The 14,844-nt window shown below is 71.5% G+C and carries 14 protein-coding genes and 1 pseudogene; 7 read left to right on the top strand and 8 right to left on the bottom strand.

The annotated features are described in order from the left end of the window. Positions 1-390: 390 nt before the first annotated feature. Positions 391-1,443 carry a septation protein SepH gene (sepH, locus tag ACWZEH_RS26060; protein ID WP_456193520.1) on the top strand — a complete coding sequence of 351 codons (1,053 nt, stop codon included), beginning with the start codon at positions 391-393 and terminating at the stop codon, positions 1,441-1,443. A 94-nt stretch (positions 1,444-1,537) separates the two neighbouring features. Here sepH and ACWZEH_RS26055 read toward each other — a convergent pair whose 3' ends face one another. Further along, complete coding sequence (locus ACWZEH_RS26055; protein ID WP_456193519.1) at positions 1,538-2,389, bottom strand: sulfurtransferase; 852 nt, start codon at positions 2,387-2,389, stop codon at positions 1,538-1,540. A 330-nt stretch (positions 2,390-2,719) separates the two neighbouring features. Between ACWZEH_RS26055 and ACWZEH_RS26050 the strand changes: the two genes are divergently transcribed. Further along, positions 2,720-3,526 (top strand): VOC family protein, encoded by an 807-nt coding sequence (locus ACWZEH_RS26050; RefSeq protein ID WP_456193518.1) that lies wholly within the window; start codon positions 2,720-2,722, stop codon positions 3,524-3,526. 191 nt (positions 3,527-3,717) lie between these two features. On the opposite strand, the gene ACWZEH_RS26045 is transcribed toward ACWZEH_RS26050, so the two are convergent. The 3 genes from ACWZEH_RS26045 to ACWZEH_RS26035 form a co-directional block, all read right to left on the bottom strand. After that, a complete protein-coding gene (locus ACWZEH_RS26045) occupies positions 3,718-4,725 on the bottom strand; it encodes a recombinase family protein (RefSeq protein ID WP_456193517.1) in 1,008 nt (335 codons plus the stop codon). Between the two features lie 179 nt (positions 4,726-4,904). Continuing rightward, entirely contained in the window at positions 4,905-5,807 is a 903-nt protein-coding gene (locus ACWZEH_RS26040) for a serine hydrolase (protein ID WP_456193516.1), read from the bottom strand. Further along, positions 5,804-6,736, bottom strand: coding sequence for a LysR family transcriptional regulator (locus tag ACWZEH_RS26035; protein WP_456193515.1), 933 nt, complete (start codon positions 6,734-6,736; stop codon positions 5,804-5,806). The genes ACWZEH_RS26040 and ACWZEH_RS26035 overlap by 4 nt, the downstream gene beginning before the upstream one ends. Positions 6,737-6,847: 111 nt before the next feature. Between ACWZEH_RS26035 and bla the strand changes: the two genes are divergently transcribed. Then, on the top strand, positions 6,848-7,774 hold the full coding sequence (gene bla, locus ACWZEH_RS26030; RefSeq protein ID WP_456193514.1) for a class A beta-lactamase: 927 nt from the start codon (positions 6,848-6,850) through the stop codon (positions 7,772-7,774). 390 nt (positions 7,775-8,164) lie between these two features. On the opposite strand, the gene ACWZEH_RS26025 is transcribed toward bla, so the two are convergent. Next, positions 8,165-8,377 (bottom strand): EF-hand domain-containing protein, encoded by a 213-nt coding sequence (locus ACWZEH_RS26025; protein ID WP_456193513.1) that lies wholly within the window; start codon positions 8,375-8,377, stop codon positions 8,165-8,167. Between the two features lie 944 nt (positions 8,378-9,321). On the opposite strand from ACWZEH_RS26025, the gene ACWZEH_RS26020 reads away from it, so the two are divergent. The 4 genes and pseudogenes from ACWZEH_RS26020 to ACWZEH_RS26005 all read left to right on the top strand — a co-directional run. Further along, complete coding sequence (locus tag ACWZEH_RS26020; protein ID WP_456193512.1) at positions 9,322-10,161, top strand: CPBP family intramembrane glutamic endopeptidase; 840 nt, start codon at positions 9,322-9,324, stop codon at positions 10,159-10,161. Beyond that, positions 10,158-11,336, top strand: coding sequence for a sensor histidine kinase (locus ACWZEH_RS26015; RefSeq protein ID WP_456193511.1), 1,179 nt, complete (start codon positions 10,158-10,160; stop codon positions 11,334-11,336). Before ACWZEH_RS26020 ends, ACWZEH_RS26015 begins: the two co-directional genes overlap by 4 nt. Then, complete coding sequence (locus ACWZEH_RS26010) at positions 11,333-11,992, top strand: response regulator (RefSeq protein WP_456193510.1); 660 nt, start codon at positions 11,333-11,335, stop codon at positions 11,990-11,992. Before ACWZEH_RS26015 ends, ACWZEH_RS26010 begins: the two co-directional genes overlap by 4 nt. 11 nt (positions 11,993-12,003) lie before the next feature. Continuing rightward, positions 12,004-12,227 (top strand): annotated as a pseudogene (locus ACWZEH_RS26005) (hypothetical protein); the annotation flags it as partial. A 102-nt stretch (positions 12,228-12,329) separates the two neighbouring features. On the opposite strand, the gene ACWZEH_RS26000 reads toward ACWZEH_RS26005, so the two are convergent. The 3 genes from ACWZEH_RS26000 to ACWZEH_RS25990 are packed head-to-tail and all read right to left on the bottom strand — an operon-like array spanning position 12,330 to position 14,834. After that, complete coding sequence (locus tag ACWZEH_RS26000) at positions 12,330-12,980, bottom strand: thymidine kinase (protein WP_456193509.1); 651 nt, start codon at positions 12,978-12,980, stop codon at positions 12,330-12,332. Between the two features lie 55 nt (positions 12,981-13,035). Next, positions 13,036-14,247, bottom strand: a complete 1,212-nt coding sequence (locus ACWZEH_RS25995; RefSeq protein ID WP_456193508.1) for an alkaline phosphatase family protein — start codon at positions 14,245-14,247, stop codon at positions 13,036-13,038. Beyond that, entirely contained in the window at positions 14,247-14,834 is a 588-nt protein-coding gene (locus ACWZEH_RS25990; RefSeq protein WP_456193507.1) for a DUF5998 family protein, read from the bottom strand. The genes ACWZEH_RS25995 and ACWZEH_RS25990 overlap by 1 nt, the downstream gene beginning before the upstream one ends. Positions 14,835-14,844: the final 10 nt, after the last annotated feature.

Here is a 14,844-nt window from a genome sequence, read left to right as displayed (position 1 = left end):
CGTTTCTGGTGATTGCGTGAAGTTCCCCACGCCAAGATCGGCACATCCGGGCAGTGACGGCCAAGTAGCACCCCTTGCGCGAAGTTGGACGGCGCGCCAATCCACGCACATGGCCCGAATGGAGTACTGTTGCGAGCCCTGGGTCCGGTCGCCCATCAGGGCGCTCGGGTCCCTTGCGGACCGCCGGGAGGGGGCCAGTTGCACAGGGTGACGCGGTTGGTCACTCAGCGTTGCGAATAGGTAACCGTGCCATAACGGCAGGTCCGGGCCCACGCCCGACACGCCGGGCAACTCGGCAAGGTTGTGGCAGGCTGCACCCGGGCAGGCCACACTCGACTAGCGGAAGCAGCGACGCACGTGACGTCGGCAGGCACCACCCGGGAGGTCCCCATGCCCGAACTGCGTGTCGTGGCCGTCTCGAATGACGGCACACGGCTGGTGCTGAAGGCTGCGGACAGCACGGAGTACACGCTTCCGATCGACGAACGCCTGCGCGCCGCGGTGCGCGGCGACCGTCCCCGCCTCGGCCAGATCGAGATCGAGGTGGAGAGCCATCTCCGCCCCCGCGACATCCAGGCGCGCATACGAGCCGGCGCGACCGCGGAAGAGGTCGCCCAGATGGCCGGCATCCCCGTGGACCGTGTCCGCCGTTTCGAAGGCCCCGTACTCGCCGAGCGCGCCTTCATGGCGGAGCGTGCCCGCAAGACCCCCGTCCGCCGGCCCGGTGAGAACTCCGGTCCGCCGCTGGGCGAGGCGGTGCAGGAGCGGCTGACGCTGCGCGGTGCGGAGAAGGACACCGTGCAGTGGGACTCCTGGCGCCGCGACGAGGGCACCTGGGAGGTGCTGCTGGTCTACCGGGTCGCGGGCGAACCGCACTCGGCGAGCTGGACGTACGACCCGCCCCGACGACTGGTCCAGGCCGTCGACGACGAGGCGCGCTCGCTGATCGGCGAGTCCGACGACCTCGCCGCTTCGCCCGAGCCCAGCTTCCCGTTCGTGCCGCGCATCGCCCGACTGCCCCGTGACCGCCCGCTGGACCGTCCGGGTGACCGTGAGCGGCAGAGCCTGCCGTCGGGTCAGGACTACGATTCTGAGGAGGAGTCGGCGCTCACCGCCGGCGGCGAGCGGGACTCGCTCACCAGCCTGCTGGAGGCGGTGCCGAGCTTCCGGGGTGACCTGGTGGTTCCCGAGCGGGCTCCCGAGCCCGCCGCGGAGGAGCCCGACGGCGAACCCGAGGCGGAGGAGCCGCCTGCTCCCGCGGCCTCGGCCGGTTCCGCCTACGCGGACGTCCTCATGCCCCGCGCCGTCACCAGTCACCGGGACCGTCTCGTCGGTTCCACGGACCGTCAGGCGGAGGCGGACGGAGTCCGTCCGGGCCGCCGCGCGGCGGTGCCGAGCTGGGACGAGATCGTGTTCGGGACCCGGCGCAAGAAACAGGAGTGACCCTGCGGGAGCGGCTGCCGAGGCAGACGTACCCGCCTGAGATGCCACGAAAGGGGCGCTCGTCATGCGCGAGCGCCCCTTTCACACTTCCGGTCTACCGAGGGTCAGGTCCCACCGCGACCGGCCGCTCCGGGTCCGACGACCACTCCGACCAGGAGCCGACGTACAGCTCCGCCGGGATGCCCGCCACCGCCAGCGCCAGTACCTCGTGCGCCCCCGAGACCCCCGAACCGCAGTACACGCCGACCCGCGTGTCCTTTGACGCGCCCAGCTCCCGGAACCGCGCGCCCAGTTCCCCGGCGGGCAGGAAGCGGCCGTCCGGGCCGACGTTCTCGGTGGTGGGCGCCGAGACCGCGCCCGGGATATGGCCGCCGACGGGGTCGATCGGCTCCACCTCGCCCCGGTAGCGTTCCCCCGCGCGGGCGTCGAGGAGCAGCCCGGACCGGGCCAGGGCCGCCGCGCCGTCGGCGTCGAGCAGCCCGGCCGGACCGGGTACGGGCACGAAGTCGCCCTCGGCCGGTGCGGGTTCCGTGGTCTCGAGCGGACCGTCCCAGGACGGCAACCCGCCGTCGAGGACCCGCACGTCCGGGTGACCCGTCCAGCGCAGCAGCCACCAGGCGCGGGCGGCGCCCCAGCCCATCCCGCCGTCGTACACGACCACCGGGGTGCCCGCCGACACGCCCGCCCGGCGCATCGCGGCGCCGAACTCCTCCGGATCGGGCAGCGGGTGGCGTCCCCGCCCGGCCGGCGGTGCGGCCAACTCCTTGTCCAGGTCGACGAATACGGCGCCGGGAAGGTGCCCGTCGCGGTATGCGGCCCGTCCGTCGAACGGCGGCTCACCGGCCGCCGCGGCCGTGCTCAACTGCCAGCGGACGTCGAGCAGTACCGGCGGGTCGCCGCCCGCCAGTCCGGCGGCGAGTTCGGATGCGGAGATGATGGCGTTCATGGCCACCATCCTGACGTACGGGGTGGCCGTCTCGTCCAGGTCCGGCTACTCTGCTCGGCCGGGCAGACCCGATCACGAGGCGTACGGGATCGGGCACATGCTGTACTACCGATCCACATCCGCCGGCAAGCGCGCCGAGAAGGACGGGGCCCCGTACATCGGGCATCCTCCGGAGACAGGAACCGCCGTACGGGGCGGTCCCAAAGCGCGCGACACCGTGGCCGATGCCTGTACCAGCACGGGGACGAATCCGCAGAGCGGACGCGGCACGACCCTCGCCGGGTCGAGAAGAGCACGGCCACCGCGAGGGTGGCCGAGAAGAGAGTGACGATGACCGACGCACGGGGGTCCGCCCGCCGAGACGGCGAAGCACCCGTTCGGCACGCACCCGGTACACCCTGCTGGGTAAGCCTCATGGTGCACGGGCCGGACAGGGCCCGGATGTTCTACGAAGCGCTGTTCGGCTGGGAGTTCCGGTCCGGTCCGCAGCAACTCGGCCCCTACGCGCGTGCGCTGCTCGACGGCTGCGAGGTGGCCGGCATCGGGCTGCTGCCGCCGGACGTGCGTCTGCCGGTGGCCTGGACGCCGTACTTCGCCTCGGTGGACGTGGACCGCACCGCCGAGGCGGTGCGGTGGCGCGGCGGCACCATCGGCGTCGGCCCGCTGGACGCCGGCGAGGACGGGCGGCTGGCGATCGGCTCCGACCCCTCGGGCGCCGTCTTCGGCATCTGGCAGGCGTCCGCGCGGCCGGGCGGCCGGGCGGTCACCGGGGTACCCGGCGCGCCCGCCTGGTACGAACTGACGACCCGGGAGACTGAGCGCGCGGCCAAGTTCTACGCGTCGGTGTTCGCCCACACCGCCCAGCCCGAGGTCTCCGCCGACATCGACCACATGACCCTGAGCGTGGACGGCCGGCCCGTGGCCGGGATCCACGGCGCGGGCAACGGCCCCCTGAGGGACCGGGGACCGCACTGGACGACGTACTTCACCGTGGCCGGCCTCGACGACGCGGTGGACCACGTCCTGCGCCTGGGCGGCCAGGTCCTCGAGCGGCCCCACGACGGCGCCCGGGGCCGCGTCGCGGCGGTGGCGGACCCGGAGGGGGCACGGTTCTCGCTGCTGCAGGGCCCACGGTGACCCACAGGCTTCCCATCAGCTCGAAGGCCGGCCTGCTCGTCACCGTCCCAGCGCGGTTCGGAGTCACACAGACGCGTGCCACGCTCAGTGTGCCGAGCTCGAGTGAACCGCAGGCCGGCCGGCCGGTTTTCGCACCAGTGGCGGGCCTGTTCTCCCGAAGCCTCGGCGAAGCGACAAGTAGCTCTCTGTAATCAGAGTGACGCTCCGTCAGGGATAGCGGGGCGGGGTCCGGGGACTTCGCCGACCTGGAGGGCGGCGAAGCCGGCGTGGGCCTGTTCGACGGCTTCGGGGTACGCCTCGCGCTTGGCGTGCTCGGCGAGCGCCCGGTAGATGTTCGCCACCGAGGGGTTCTGGCCCTTGCGTTTACCGGTGGGGATGATCAGGTCGGGCTGGATCTGCTCGACGGACTCGCCGCCCGCGCGGCGCCGCAGCACGGTGTGCAGCATGTCGTCGATGATGACCGGCGGCCGGCCGCCCTGCTTGCCCTTGTGGGCCGCGGTGTCGAGCCCTTCGGGCGTGGACTCGTGGATGTTCTCCCGCTCGGTCTCCGCCATCGCGGCGAAGAACGCGAACAGCAGCTTGCCCGGGCCGGTGGGGTCGTAGATGCCGGGCAGTGGGCCGGCGAGTATTTCCAGGACCAGGCCGCGGGCGGCGAGGTGGTCGGCGAGCGCGGTGAGTTCGGCGGCGTCGCGGCCGAGGCGCTTCGTCTCGTAGACGGTGAAGACGACGCGGCAGTGCGGGGCGTGCGCCTTGACCTCCCGCGCGGTCCGAAACGCCTCCTCGAACCGGGGGCGGACCCGTACGCGGGTGCTGATCTTCTCGCTGAAGATCTTGTCCCTCGGGATGCCGTGCTTGCTGGGCGCGTCGAGCTGGGAGTCGAGTTCCTGCCCGAGGACCGAGCAGCGGGCGTACCCGATGCGGATGTCCGCGCTCGGCAGGTCCGGGCCGATCGGCGCCGGCTGCGGGGTGCCCGGCCGCCACGGCCGGCCCGGACCGCGGCCGACCGGGGCCGGCACCCGCAACGCCTTCTTGGGCCGGGGCACCATGGTGAAGCGGCGGATGTGGTAGGCGGAGGTGACCGCGCCGCCGCGCGAGCGGCAAGGTGAGCCGGGCCGCGCGTCACACTTCGGACAGGCGTGCTGTCCGAAGCCGTCGGCGTCCGACCGGTCGGTTGGGGAAGGGGGCTGAGGGCCCGTCATGGGCCCGGATTTCCGCACAATGCAAGTCTCGGAAGGGGGTCTGCCCCGTTCTTGCGTGAGAGCGGGTTCTGCGAACGAATCCGGGACCGGCGGAGTCCGGCGGAGTCCGGCGGCCCGCTGCCGATCTTGCTCGCGCAAAGGAGCGTTTGTGGGAGCCGGCTTCGAGGTGGTGCTCGGGTTCAGAGTTGACGGAGGTGGTCGTGCAGCCTGCGGGCGGCTTGTGCCATGAGAATGTCGGCGCCTGGCTGGGTGCTGGCGGGAACAAGCGATTCCGTGAGCACGACGATGGCGAAGGCATGCCCGTCGGAGTGCTCGACGACTCCAATCTCATGGCGGAGGTTGAGGAGGGTGCCGGTCTTGGAGGACCAGCCGCTGGCGTCTGAGCTGAAGTCCGGAGCAAGCCTGTGGCGGAGCAGGTTGTGGGCCATGAGGTCCCGCACCCGTGCAGCGGCCTCGGGATGGATTGCCGATGGCGTCCACAGCGCTTGGAGCAGGGCGGCCCAGGCGCGTGCGCTGCCGGTGTTGGCGCGGGTGGTGTCGAGCTGGTGCACCTGGTGGCCGCGGCCGCTGGTGCCCGCTTCAATGGCGAGGGTGTGAGCAAGGTGCGCCTGGTCGGGAGTGAAGCGTTCCACCGGGGTCCGGGTGAGTTCGCGCATACCGTGCCGGATGGTGATGCCGTCCAGGCCCAGTTCATGCAGGATCTGGGCCACCTGGGCAGGTGGGGTGAGGTCGAAGAGTGCGTCGGCGGCGGTCCCGTCGCTCACGCTGGTGCTGAGGTAGAGCAGGTCGTCGATGGCGATCCGGGCAGGGTAGCGGAACCGGGTCAGACCGGTGGGGCCCGGCGTGGTGACGCGTCCGGGCTGGACGTCGATCGCCGTTGCTCCGTCGAGCTCTCCGCGTTGAATGCGCTCCGCCGTTGCCAGGGCGAGCGGAATCTTGACCAAGGAGGCGGAGGGCAGCTGGGCGTCGGGCTCGATGCCCAGCTCGGCTCCGCTGTGGAGGTCGCGGACCAGCAGGCGGCCGTGCAGGCCGCCTTCGAGAAGCTGTTGGCGGATGTCGTGCAGCAGCGCTTCGGTACTCATACTGCCGCCACTGCGTGAGGGGTGGTGGTCCGGGCGGCCGGGCCGAGGCAGCGGCTGATCGCGCTGCCCAGGCGTTCTCGGACATGTTGCGAATTGACGTCCATGGCGGCTGCGAGGCTGTATCCACGGCTGAGTGTGATCTCACCGATGGGCCTCCAGTCGAGGCCGAGCTCGTCGGCCTGCGCGGCGGAGCACAGCAGCAGGTCGGACGTGCGGAGCACTTCGGCTATGGCATTGGTCAGGTCGGCGGTGATGGCGAGCTGCACCGGCCGGAGCCCCAGTGCGTCGCGCAGCCGTGTGAGCGGATCGCGGATGTGCGGCACGTCGTCCTCGGGCTGGATCCAGACCTTGCGGACCGGATCCGGGCAGGCCCGCCCGGCCCGGAGAGTCGCCAGATAGACGCGACTGGCCCCGGCTGCCGCTGTGCCCGCGAGGCCGAGAGGAACGGACCACGTGGCTTCGTCCGCGGGCACCGTGATCAGGGCCGCGCGTACCTGCTGCGAGCGAAGAAGCTCCATGCGCTGCGCCGGCGTACCGGTATGAAGATCAAGGGTCACCGCCTGGTCCTGAGCGTCGGCGATCAGGCGGGCGAGAGAGCCTGTGGAGCAGGTGCCCGGGACGGCGAGCCGCCATGGCTTGCGCTTGGCTGTCTCTGCCTCGTGCAGCAGTGCGTCGGCTGCCTGCACGAGCCGCCTCGCCGCCGGGAGCATGTCCCGACCGAAGGAGCTGAGGGTAGCCCGGCGCGATGTCCGCTCAAACAGGCGCTCGCCGAAAAGCTCCTCCAAGGCGGCGATGCGCCGGCTCGCCACGGGCTGTGACATGCGTGCTGCGGCCGCTCCTGTGGTGAAGCTGCCACGCTCCATCACGCTGACAAACGCCCGACATGCTCCCACCAGGTCCATACCGATCACCCTATGCGGAAACAGCATGGGACTGGCTGTATGCGTATTGGACCGTATGGAACGCGGGGGAAGAACATGAGCCGGTACCCGAGCGGTGTCTTCTCAGCACCCTTTGACGGCTTATCCGGAGGTCTGACCATGCAGTCCACTCGTGCCCGGCGTGCCCTTCTCGGAGGGCTTGCTGTACTCGTCGCCCTTCCGCTTGCCGCATGCGGCAATGACAGCACTCAGGCGTCACCGGTCCCGGCTGCCGCCACAACGCAGGCGGATCCCGCTGCGAAGCAGGCCGTCGGCGATTTCAAGAAGCTGGAGCGCAAGTACGATGCGCGGCTTGGGGTCTATGCGGTCAACACGGGCGATGGGCGGGATGTGGCCTTCAACGCTGATGAGCGATTCGGGTACGCCTCCACCTTCAAGGCGTTCGCCGCCGCTGCCGTCCTGCGCAAGTACTCAATGAGCGGCATGGACAAGGTGATCAAGTACTCCCGGAGCGACCTGATCGACCACTCTCCGGTCACCGAGAAGCATGTCGACACCGGAATGACCCTACGCGACCTGTGTGACGCAGCCGTCCGCTACAGCGACAACACCGCAGCCAACCTCCTGTTCGACGCACTGGGCGGGCCGCAGGGCCTGGCCGCCGCTCTCGTGGAGGCAGGTGACACCACCACCAAAGTGGAACGCCGCGAGCCGGAACTGAACCAGTGGTCTCCCGGTGCCACACAGGACACCACCACGCCCCGCGCGTGGGCAGCAGACCTTCGGGCATTCGTTCTCGGGGACGCCCTGGGCAAGGACGAACGCGAACAGCTCACGCAGTGGCTGCGGACCAACACCACCGGAGACGAACTCATCAGGGCCGGAGTACCCAAGGGATGGGTTGTCGGGGACAAGACCGGCGGAGGCGGTGTCTACGCCGTCCGAAACGACATCGCCGTCGTGTGGCCCCCCAACGCCGCCCCCATCGTCATGGCGATCATGTCCAACCGAGGCGCCAAAGACGCCGACTACGACAACAAGCTGATTGCCGAAGCGGCATCCGTGGTCACCAGGACACTGTCGTAGCAGAACAACTGCACAGCACGCGGACAGTACACGGCAAACCCCCAACGACTCCGGCGTTCCCGCCAGGACTGCAAAACGTTCGGCCCTGTCTCACATTCAGTGTTAACGGTAAGTAGCTGTCATGGCTGGCAGTAACACTCCAAGGCCGTCGCCGGCCCCGTCGTCACGGTGACGCGGTGACGCGGTGACGCGGTGACGCGGTGACGCGGTGACGCGGTGACGCGGTGACGCGGTGACGCGGTGACGCGGTGACGCGGTGACGCGGTGACGCGTGGGCAGGGTTTGCCGGGTCGGACTTGTCGGAGCGGGGCGTCTGACGCTCACGTTCAGTGCCTGGTCAGGGACCCGGTCCGTCGCGGAGGTACACAAAGTCGGGCCCCCGCCCGGGGCTCACCTGTTCAGGTGCGCCCAGAACTCGTCGAAGGACAGGAGCTTGTCGCCGTCCAGGTCGCGGGACTTGATGACGGCCTCCGCCACCGGCTCGGTGACGTTCCAGTCCCCGCCCTGGGCCAGGGCGGTCTTGAACTCGGCAGCGGTGACGAACCCGTCCCCGTCCGCGTCGATCCGCTCGAACTGCCTGCGCGCTTCCTCGATCTCCGCCACCGGTCCGCCCCTTTGTTCCTCGTACTCCGTCGGACTCCCTGGGAGTCCTGATGACGCAGGTCAGACTATCCGCCCACGCGAGCCCTCGGTGCGGCGATCCCTCACACGGACTCCGCCTCGCGGGAGGCCGGGAACGCCGGTCAGGTGACCGGCAGGACGTCCGGGGCCGGGGCGGCCGCGTGGGCCGTCGCGCCGTCATGCGGCGGCGGTGGTGGCGGCGGCACAGGACCTCGTACCGACCTCGTCCGGGGGCTCGTGACATCACCGACGACCGCTTGCGCCTCCCACCACCATCACCCCGCCGGCCGTCCGGGCGTTGTGGTGGCGCGGGCGGCGCACCGGCACAGGGCCTCGACCGGCAGCCGGGGCCGTACGGCGAGGGCGCGCGACCGCCGTCCGCTGCCGCCGGCCTCCACCGGGCCGGGCCGGGTGCTCGCCCGCCCTGGCGTCCGGCCCGAGCCGTCCGGCGAGCGCCGTCCAAAAGGCGAGGGCGGTGTCGTCGGCGGCCGCGGCGTCGACGACGTCCAGGCCCGACCGCTCACATGTGCTTCGTTGAGCAGAGAGCAGATCCATGTACGGCACTACGCCCAGCCGGCGGAGAGGGATGCGCCGGCCCGGTGGCCCGGTGACCGTCGGCAGGGGACGACAGCACCTCGCGACACAGGACGCCGCCTCATGTCCTGTGCCCTTCCGGCCTACCGAGGGTCCGCCGGCAGGCGCTGGGCCGCCTGAGCACGAGTAGGCGGCCGGAAGGAGGCGAGGGCGTCGGCGAAGTCGACGGTCGGAGCAGGAGATCAGCGGGTCCGGCGGGGCGGCCCGGGGGCTTGTCCCCCGTGCGAGCTACAGCCAGGTGTCCACCGTGAGGTGACGATCTCCGGCCGCCGGATCCGTAGCGTTCGGTGCAGCCCGCGGCGCACAGGTCGCGGTCCGGCAGAGGGGTTCCCGTGAGGTTTGTCTGGCAGTTCTTGGCCGTCGTGGCGATGGCCGCCCTGGGCGGCACCGGCGTCAACGCGGTGCAGGAGAACGACTGGCTCACGCTCGTCCTCGGCATCACGGTCGCCGCACTGGCCGTGCTCGTGTACGGGTGGGTGGTGCGGCGAACCGAGCACCGGCCCGCCCTGGACGTGGCCCGGGAAGGCGCCGCGGCCCGGACCGGCTGGGGCGTCCTGATCGGCGGTGGGATGTTCGCGGCCGTCATCGTGAACCTCTTCGCCTCCGGGCACTACGACGTCCACGGCCTGGGCTCGGTGACCGGCGCGCTGGGGCTGCTCGGCTTCATGGCCGCCGCCGCGGCGACCGAGGAGGTGGTGTACCGCGGCGTGCTGTTCCGGATCGTCGAGGAGCACATCGGCACCTACACAGCCCTGGTGTCGACAGGACTCGTGTTCGGCCTCTCGCACCTGCTCAACGAACACGCGACCCTGTGGGGCGGCCTCGCCATCGCGATCGAGGCCGGCTTCATGCTCGCCGCCGTGTACGCCGCCACCCGCAGCCTCTGGCTGACGATCGGCGTGCACTTCGGCTGGAACTTCGCCGCGGCCGGCGTCTTCAGCACCGAGGTCTCCGGCAACGGCACCAACCAGGGGCTCCTGGACGCCTCGACGTCGGGCCCGGAGCTGCTCACCGGCGGTGACTTCGGGCCGGAGGGCAGTGTGTACTCGGTGGGCTTCGGGGCACTGCTGACCCTGGTGTTCCTGTGGCTGGCCCACCGGCGCGGGAACATCGTGCCCTTCGGTTCCCGGCGAGCCGCGGGCGTCGACTCCGCCGCTACACTGCCCCGGTGACCGATCGTCGGCGTGTCCCGCAGCTGTGGCACCGGCTCGATGTCACGGTCCGGGACCTCCCGCTCGGGATACTGCTCCTCGTGGCGTCGGCCGTTCCGGCGCTCCACGGCAACGGCACGGAGGTCGGCGGTCTGCCGGACCGTCCCGTCGACGTGCTGGCCGGTGTGGCGGCCGTCCTGCAGTGCCTTCCGCTCGCCGTGCGCCGGCGGTGGCCGCTCGTCTGCCTCACCCTGGTGTCGTGCGGTTTCGTCCTCGACCAGCTGTGCGGCTACCACCTCATGGCCGGCGCCGCGCTGCCCGTCGCGCTGCTGAGCGCCGGGTCGTATCTGGAGCGGTACCGGCGCGCCACCCCGGTCGCCTCCTCCGTGGCGTTCGCGGCCCTGTCGGTCGCGCTCCACCAGCGCGGGCCCGGCGCACCGGTGGCCGAGTTCGTGACGTTCTACCTGGCGCTGGCCCTCGCGTGGGGCGTCGGCGCGTGGATGCGCTCCGTCCGGGCCGCGGAGGCCGAACGCCGCAGCCGCGTGGCCGAGGACGCCCGTACCGCCGAGCGCACCCGGATCGCCCGCGAGCTCCACGACGTCGTGACCCACCATGTGACGGCGATGGTCGTGCAGTCCGAGGCGGCCCGGTACCTGACCGCCTCGCCCGACCGCCTCGACCAGGCCCTGGCCTCCGTCAGTGACACCGGCCGACGGGCCATCACCGACCTGCGGCACCTGCTCGACCTGCTCAACCCCGACCACGGCACCGGCCACGGCACCGGCCACGGCGGCGAGGACAGGACGCCACCCGTCGACCGGGTGCTCACGCTCGTCGAGCAGACGCGGCTGGCCGGGCAGCCGGTGGAGTTCGCCGAGGAGGGCACCCCGCCGGTCTCGACCGGCAGCGTCGACCTCGTGGCCTACCGGGTCGTGCAGGAGGCCCTGACGAACGCGCTCAAGTACGACCACGGCAGCCGGACCTCGGTCCTGGTGCGCCATGGTGAAAGGGAGATCACGGTGGAGGTCGGCACGGACGGCTCCGGTTCACGGGCCGGTTCCCCCGGCGGCAGCGGGCGGGGGCTGGAGGGCCTGCGCGAACGGGTCGACGTGCTGGGCGGCGAATTCAGCGCGGGCCACCGGGCCGGTGGCGGCTTCCTCGTCCGGGCGCGGATACCCGCGGGAAGCCCGGCATGAGCGCGCCCGTCCGGGTCCTGGTCTGCGACGACCAGATACTGATCCGCACCGGGCTGTCGACCATCATCGACGCGCAGCCCGACCTGGCGGTGGCGGGCGAGTGCGGGGACGGGCGGACCGCCGTGGAGCTGGCCGGCCGACTGCGCCCGGACGTCGTGGTGATGGACGTGCGCATGCCGGTCCTCGACGGCATCGAGGCCACCCGGCTGCTGGCCGGTGCCGGGGTCGAGCACCCCGTGAAGGTGCTCGTGGTGACCACGTTCAACCTGGACGAGTACGTCTACGAGGCGCTGCGGGCCGGAGCGAGCGGGTTCCTGCTCAAGGACGCGCCGCCGGACCGGCTGCTGCACGGAATCCGGACCGTGGCCACGGGCGCGGCGCTGCTGGACCCCGAGGTGACGCGTCGGCTCGTGGGCCGTTACGCCGCCCGTATCCGGCCCACCGGGGGCGGCGCGCAGGACATCCCGCTGACACCCCGCGAACTGGAGGTCCTCCGCCTCATCGCGGACGGACTGTCCAACGGCGAGATCGCCGCGGCGCTCTTCATCAGCCATGAGACCGTCAAGACCTTCGTGTCCCGCATCCTCACCAAGCTCGGCCTGCGCGACCGCGTCCAGGCCGTCGTCTACGCCTACCGGCACGGCCTGGTGACCTGACAGGTCGTCCCGTGCGGCCTGTCCGACAATCCGCCGACGCGGGAACTGTCGAGCGGCTGGTGCCGGGTGAGTCGGGGGAGTTGTTCCAGCGGGTGGTGCCGAAGGCGCCGGCCCGTCCGCCTCGTTCGGGCCGTCGGAAGCCACAGCCCACCGGCGGTTCACAAAGTGGCCGAGGGCCCGGGTGTGGGCCGGGCTCCACCGCCTGGTCCTCGACGGGCCCGGGCCGGTGGGCGACTCGTTCGACAACGCGCCGGCGGAGAACCCGTGGACGCCGGCCGAGACCGAGTGCATCCGCGGCCGGGTGTTCGCCACCAGGGCCGAGGCGAACCATGCCGCCTCAGTCGGAGGCCACCGGCAGGACGTCCGGCGAGAGCGCGCCGGCCCGGGCGGAACCGCTCGTCATACGGCGACGATGGTGCCGTCGGCACAGCACCTCGTAGCCGACCTCCGCGGCTGGGCGGTTCACGTCACCGACGACGACCTGCTCACCCTCCACCACCATCTCGCCACCCACGGTGCGGGCGTTGTGCGTGGCGCGAGCCCCGCACCAGCACATCGCCTCCACCTGGAGCGCCTCTATCCGGTCCGCCAGTTCGATCAGCCGCTGCGAGCCCGGGAAGAGCCTGGCCCGGAAGTCGGTCGTGATACCGAAGGCGAAAACGTCGAGGTCCAGGTCGTCCACGACCCGCGCCAACTGGTCGACCTGCTCCGACGCCAGGAACTGTGCCTCGTCCACGATCAGATAGTCGACCCTGTCGCCCTGCGACATACGACCCACGACATAGGCGTACAGATCCATCCCCGGCGCCGCCTCGACGGCATCCGTCACCAGACCGAGCCGCGAAGACAGCTTCCCCTCCCCCGCCCGGTCGTCGCGCGTGAAGATCACGCCCTGTAGACCCCTTGCCGACCGGTTGTAGATTCGCTGTAGGGCAAGTGTCGACTTCCCGCAGTCCATCGTTCCGGAGAAGAACACCAGCTCGGGCATGGGAGGTCGGGCACCTTTCGGCGGGGACGGGCGGTGAGGACGGGCCGGGTGGGCCTCAGGAGCGCACTTCGAGGAGGGGGACCAGTTGTTCGGCAGGGGTGAGGGAACCGTGGTTGCCGACCATCTCCGACTCCCTGGGTTCCCGCTCGGAGGCGATGATCAGGACGTCGTCCCGGGCGGCGGCGACCACGTCGCCGATCCGGTGGTACACGCGGTCCTCGATCCGGGGGCCGAACCAGCCCGCGTCGATCGCCTCGTCCCGCGAGGCCACCCAGAACTGCTCGCCGAGCACCTCGCGCCAGCAGGTCAGGACGTCCGTGGCCGCGCCCGGTACGGCGTAGACGTGGCGGGCGCGGCCCTCGCCGCCGAGCAGGGCGACTCCGGCGCTCAGCTCCCAGTCGTGGTCGAAGTCGATGCGGTGCTCCTCGTCGAAGGGCACGTCGACCATTCCGTGGTCGGCGGTGACGTAGAGCGCGCTGCGCGGCGGGAGTTGCTCGGCCAGCCGCTGGACCAGGCGGTCGACGTACATGAGCTGGCCGCGCCAGGTGTCGGAGTCGAGGCCGAAGCGGTGCCCGGCGCCGTCGACCTCGGCGTAGTACGTGTAGACCAGGGAGCGGTCGGCGGCGGCCAGTTGAACGGCCGCGAGGTCCATGCGCTCCTCGCCGGACAGCCGCCCGTGGAAGGTGCCGCCGCTGAGCGCGACCTTGGTCAGCGGGGTGTTCGCGAACGCGGGTGAGGACACCTGGGCGGTGTGCACCCCTGCCCGGTGGGCCAGTTGGAAGACGGTGGGGTGGGGCTGCCAGGTGTCGGGCCGGGTCCAGGGCTGCCAGCGCAGCTGGTTCATCAGCTCGCCGGTGTCCGGGTTGCGCACGGTGTAGCCCGGCAGGCCGTGCGCGCCGGGCGGCAGGCCGGTGCCGACGGAGGCCAGGGAGGTGGCGGTGGTCGCCGGGTAGCCCGTGGTGAGGGGACGCCCGGTGCCGCCGCGTGAGGCGGCCATCAGGGACGCCATGAACGGGGCTTCCTCCGGGTGCGCCTTCAGCTGCTCCCAGCCGAGACCGTCGATCAGGAACACGCAGTTCCGGTCGGCGGGGGTGAGCTCCGGGATCGCGGCGGTGGTGCCGGGGACGCCCATGCCCGCGGCGAGGGTGGGCAGCAGGTCGGCCAGCGAGCCGGTGCCGTACTCGGGCAGGGGGGCGGAGGCCGGGGCGAGGGGCTCCGGGTGGACGTCCCAGCCGGTGGTGTGCGGGGACGGGGGGGTGTGCGGCATCAGCGTGCGGAGTCCGCGGTCGCCTCGGAGAGGGCCTGCGCGAAGACGAGCGCCTGGCGCACCGTCTCCGGACCGTCCCCGGCCTCGCTGACCCGCAGGCTGAGGTCGTCGGCCGTCGAGCTGCCCGTGTAGCCGTGGTCGGCCTCGCAGTTGGGGTCGCCGCAGGCGGCCGGCTCCAGGTCGAGACGGGCTACCGCGCCCCAGCCGATGGTGAGCACGATCTCACGGGGCAGTGTGCCCGGCTTGTACGACTCCGGGTTGGCGACCACCCGGCTGACCACGATCGACGAGATCCGGCTGAGCTTGACCGACTCCGTGGACGTGGTGGCGTACGGGGTCGGGGAAGTGGTGTCGGCGGCCTGCTCGTCGGTGTGGCTGACGATGAAGCGGTTGTCTGTGAGGACGAGCACGGTCACATGGCGCCGTACCTCGTTCTGGTCGAACGTCGTCTCCTGGTGGACCAGGTACGACCGGACGGGCTCGCCGCCCACGGCGGCCTCCACCGCCTCGGCCACGAGGGCCGGGTAGTAGCCGCTGCGCTCGATCGCCGCCCGCAGCCCCTGGGTCGTCGTACTGGTCTTGGCCATGACGCCCATC

Source organism: Streptomyces yamdrokensis, assembly GCF_053890455.1.
The sequence above is the reverse complement of the archived record's forward strand: the minus strand, read 5'-3'. Positions and strand labels throughout refer to the sequence as shown.

Bases quoted from the DNA above. Each gene is read 5' to 3' on its own strand.
- sepH (WP_456193520.1), top strand. From the start codon at position 391: ATGCCCGAACTGCGTGTCGTGGCCGTCTCGAATGACGGCACACGGCTG.
- ACWZEH_RS26055 (WP_456193519.1), bottom strand. From the start codon at position 2,389: ATGAACGCCATCATCTCCGCATCCGAACTCGCCGCCGGACTGGCGGGC.
- ACWZEH_RS26050 (WP_456193518.1), top strand. From the start codon at position 2,720: ATGACCGACGCACGGGGGTCCGCCCGCCGAGACGGCGAAGCACCCGTT.
- ACWZEH_RS26045 (WP_456193517.1), bottom strand. From the start codon at position 4,725: ATGACGGGCCCTCAGCCCCCTTCCCCAACCGACCGGTCGGACGCCGAC.
- ACWZEH_RS26040 (WP_456193516.1), bottom strand. From the start codon at position 5,807: ATGAGTACCGAAGCGCTGCTGCACGACATCCGCCAACAGCTTCTCGAA.
- ACWZEH_RS26035 (WP_456193515.1), bottom strand. From the start codon at position 6,736: ATGCTGTTTCCGCATAGGGTGATCGGTATGGACCTGGTGGGAGCATGT.
- bla (WP_456193514.1), top strand. From the start codon at position 6,848: ATGCAGTCCACTCGTGCCCGGCGTGCCCTTCTCGGAGGGCTTGCTGTA.
- ACWZEH_RS26010 (WP_456193510.1), top strand. From the start codon at position 11,333: ATGAGCGCGCCCGTCCGGGTCCTGGTCTGCGACGACCAGATACTGATC.
- ACWZEH_RS26000 (WP_456193509.1), bottom strand. From the start codon at position 12,980: ATGCCCGAGCTGGTGTTCTTCTCCGGAACGATGGACTGCGGGAAGTCG.
- ACWZEH_RS25995 (WP_456193508.1), bottom strand. From the start codon at position 14,247: ATGCCGCACACCCCCCCGTCCCCGCACACCACCGGCTGGGACGTCCAC.
- ACWZEH_RS25990 (WP_456193507.1), bottom strand. From the start codon at position 14,834: ATGGCCAAGACCAGTACGACGACCCAGGGGCTGCGGGCGGCGATCGAG.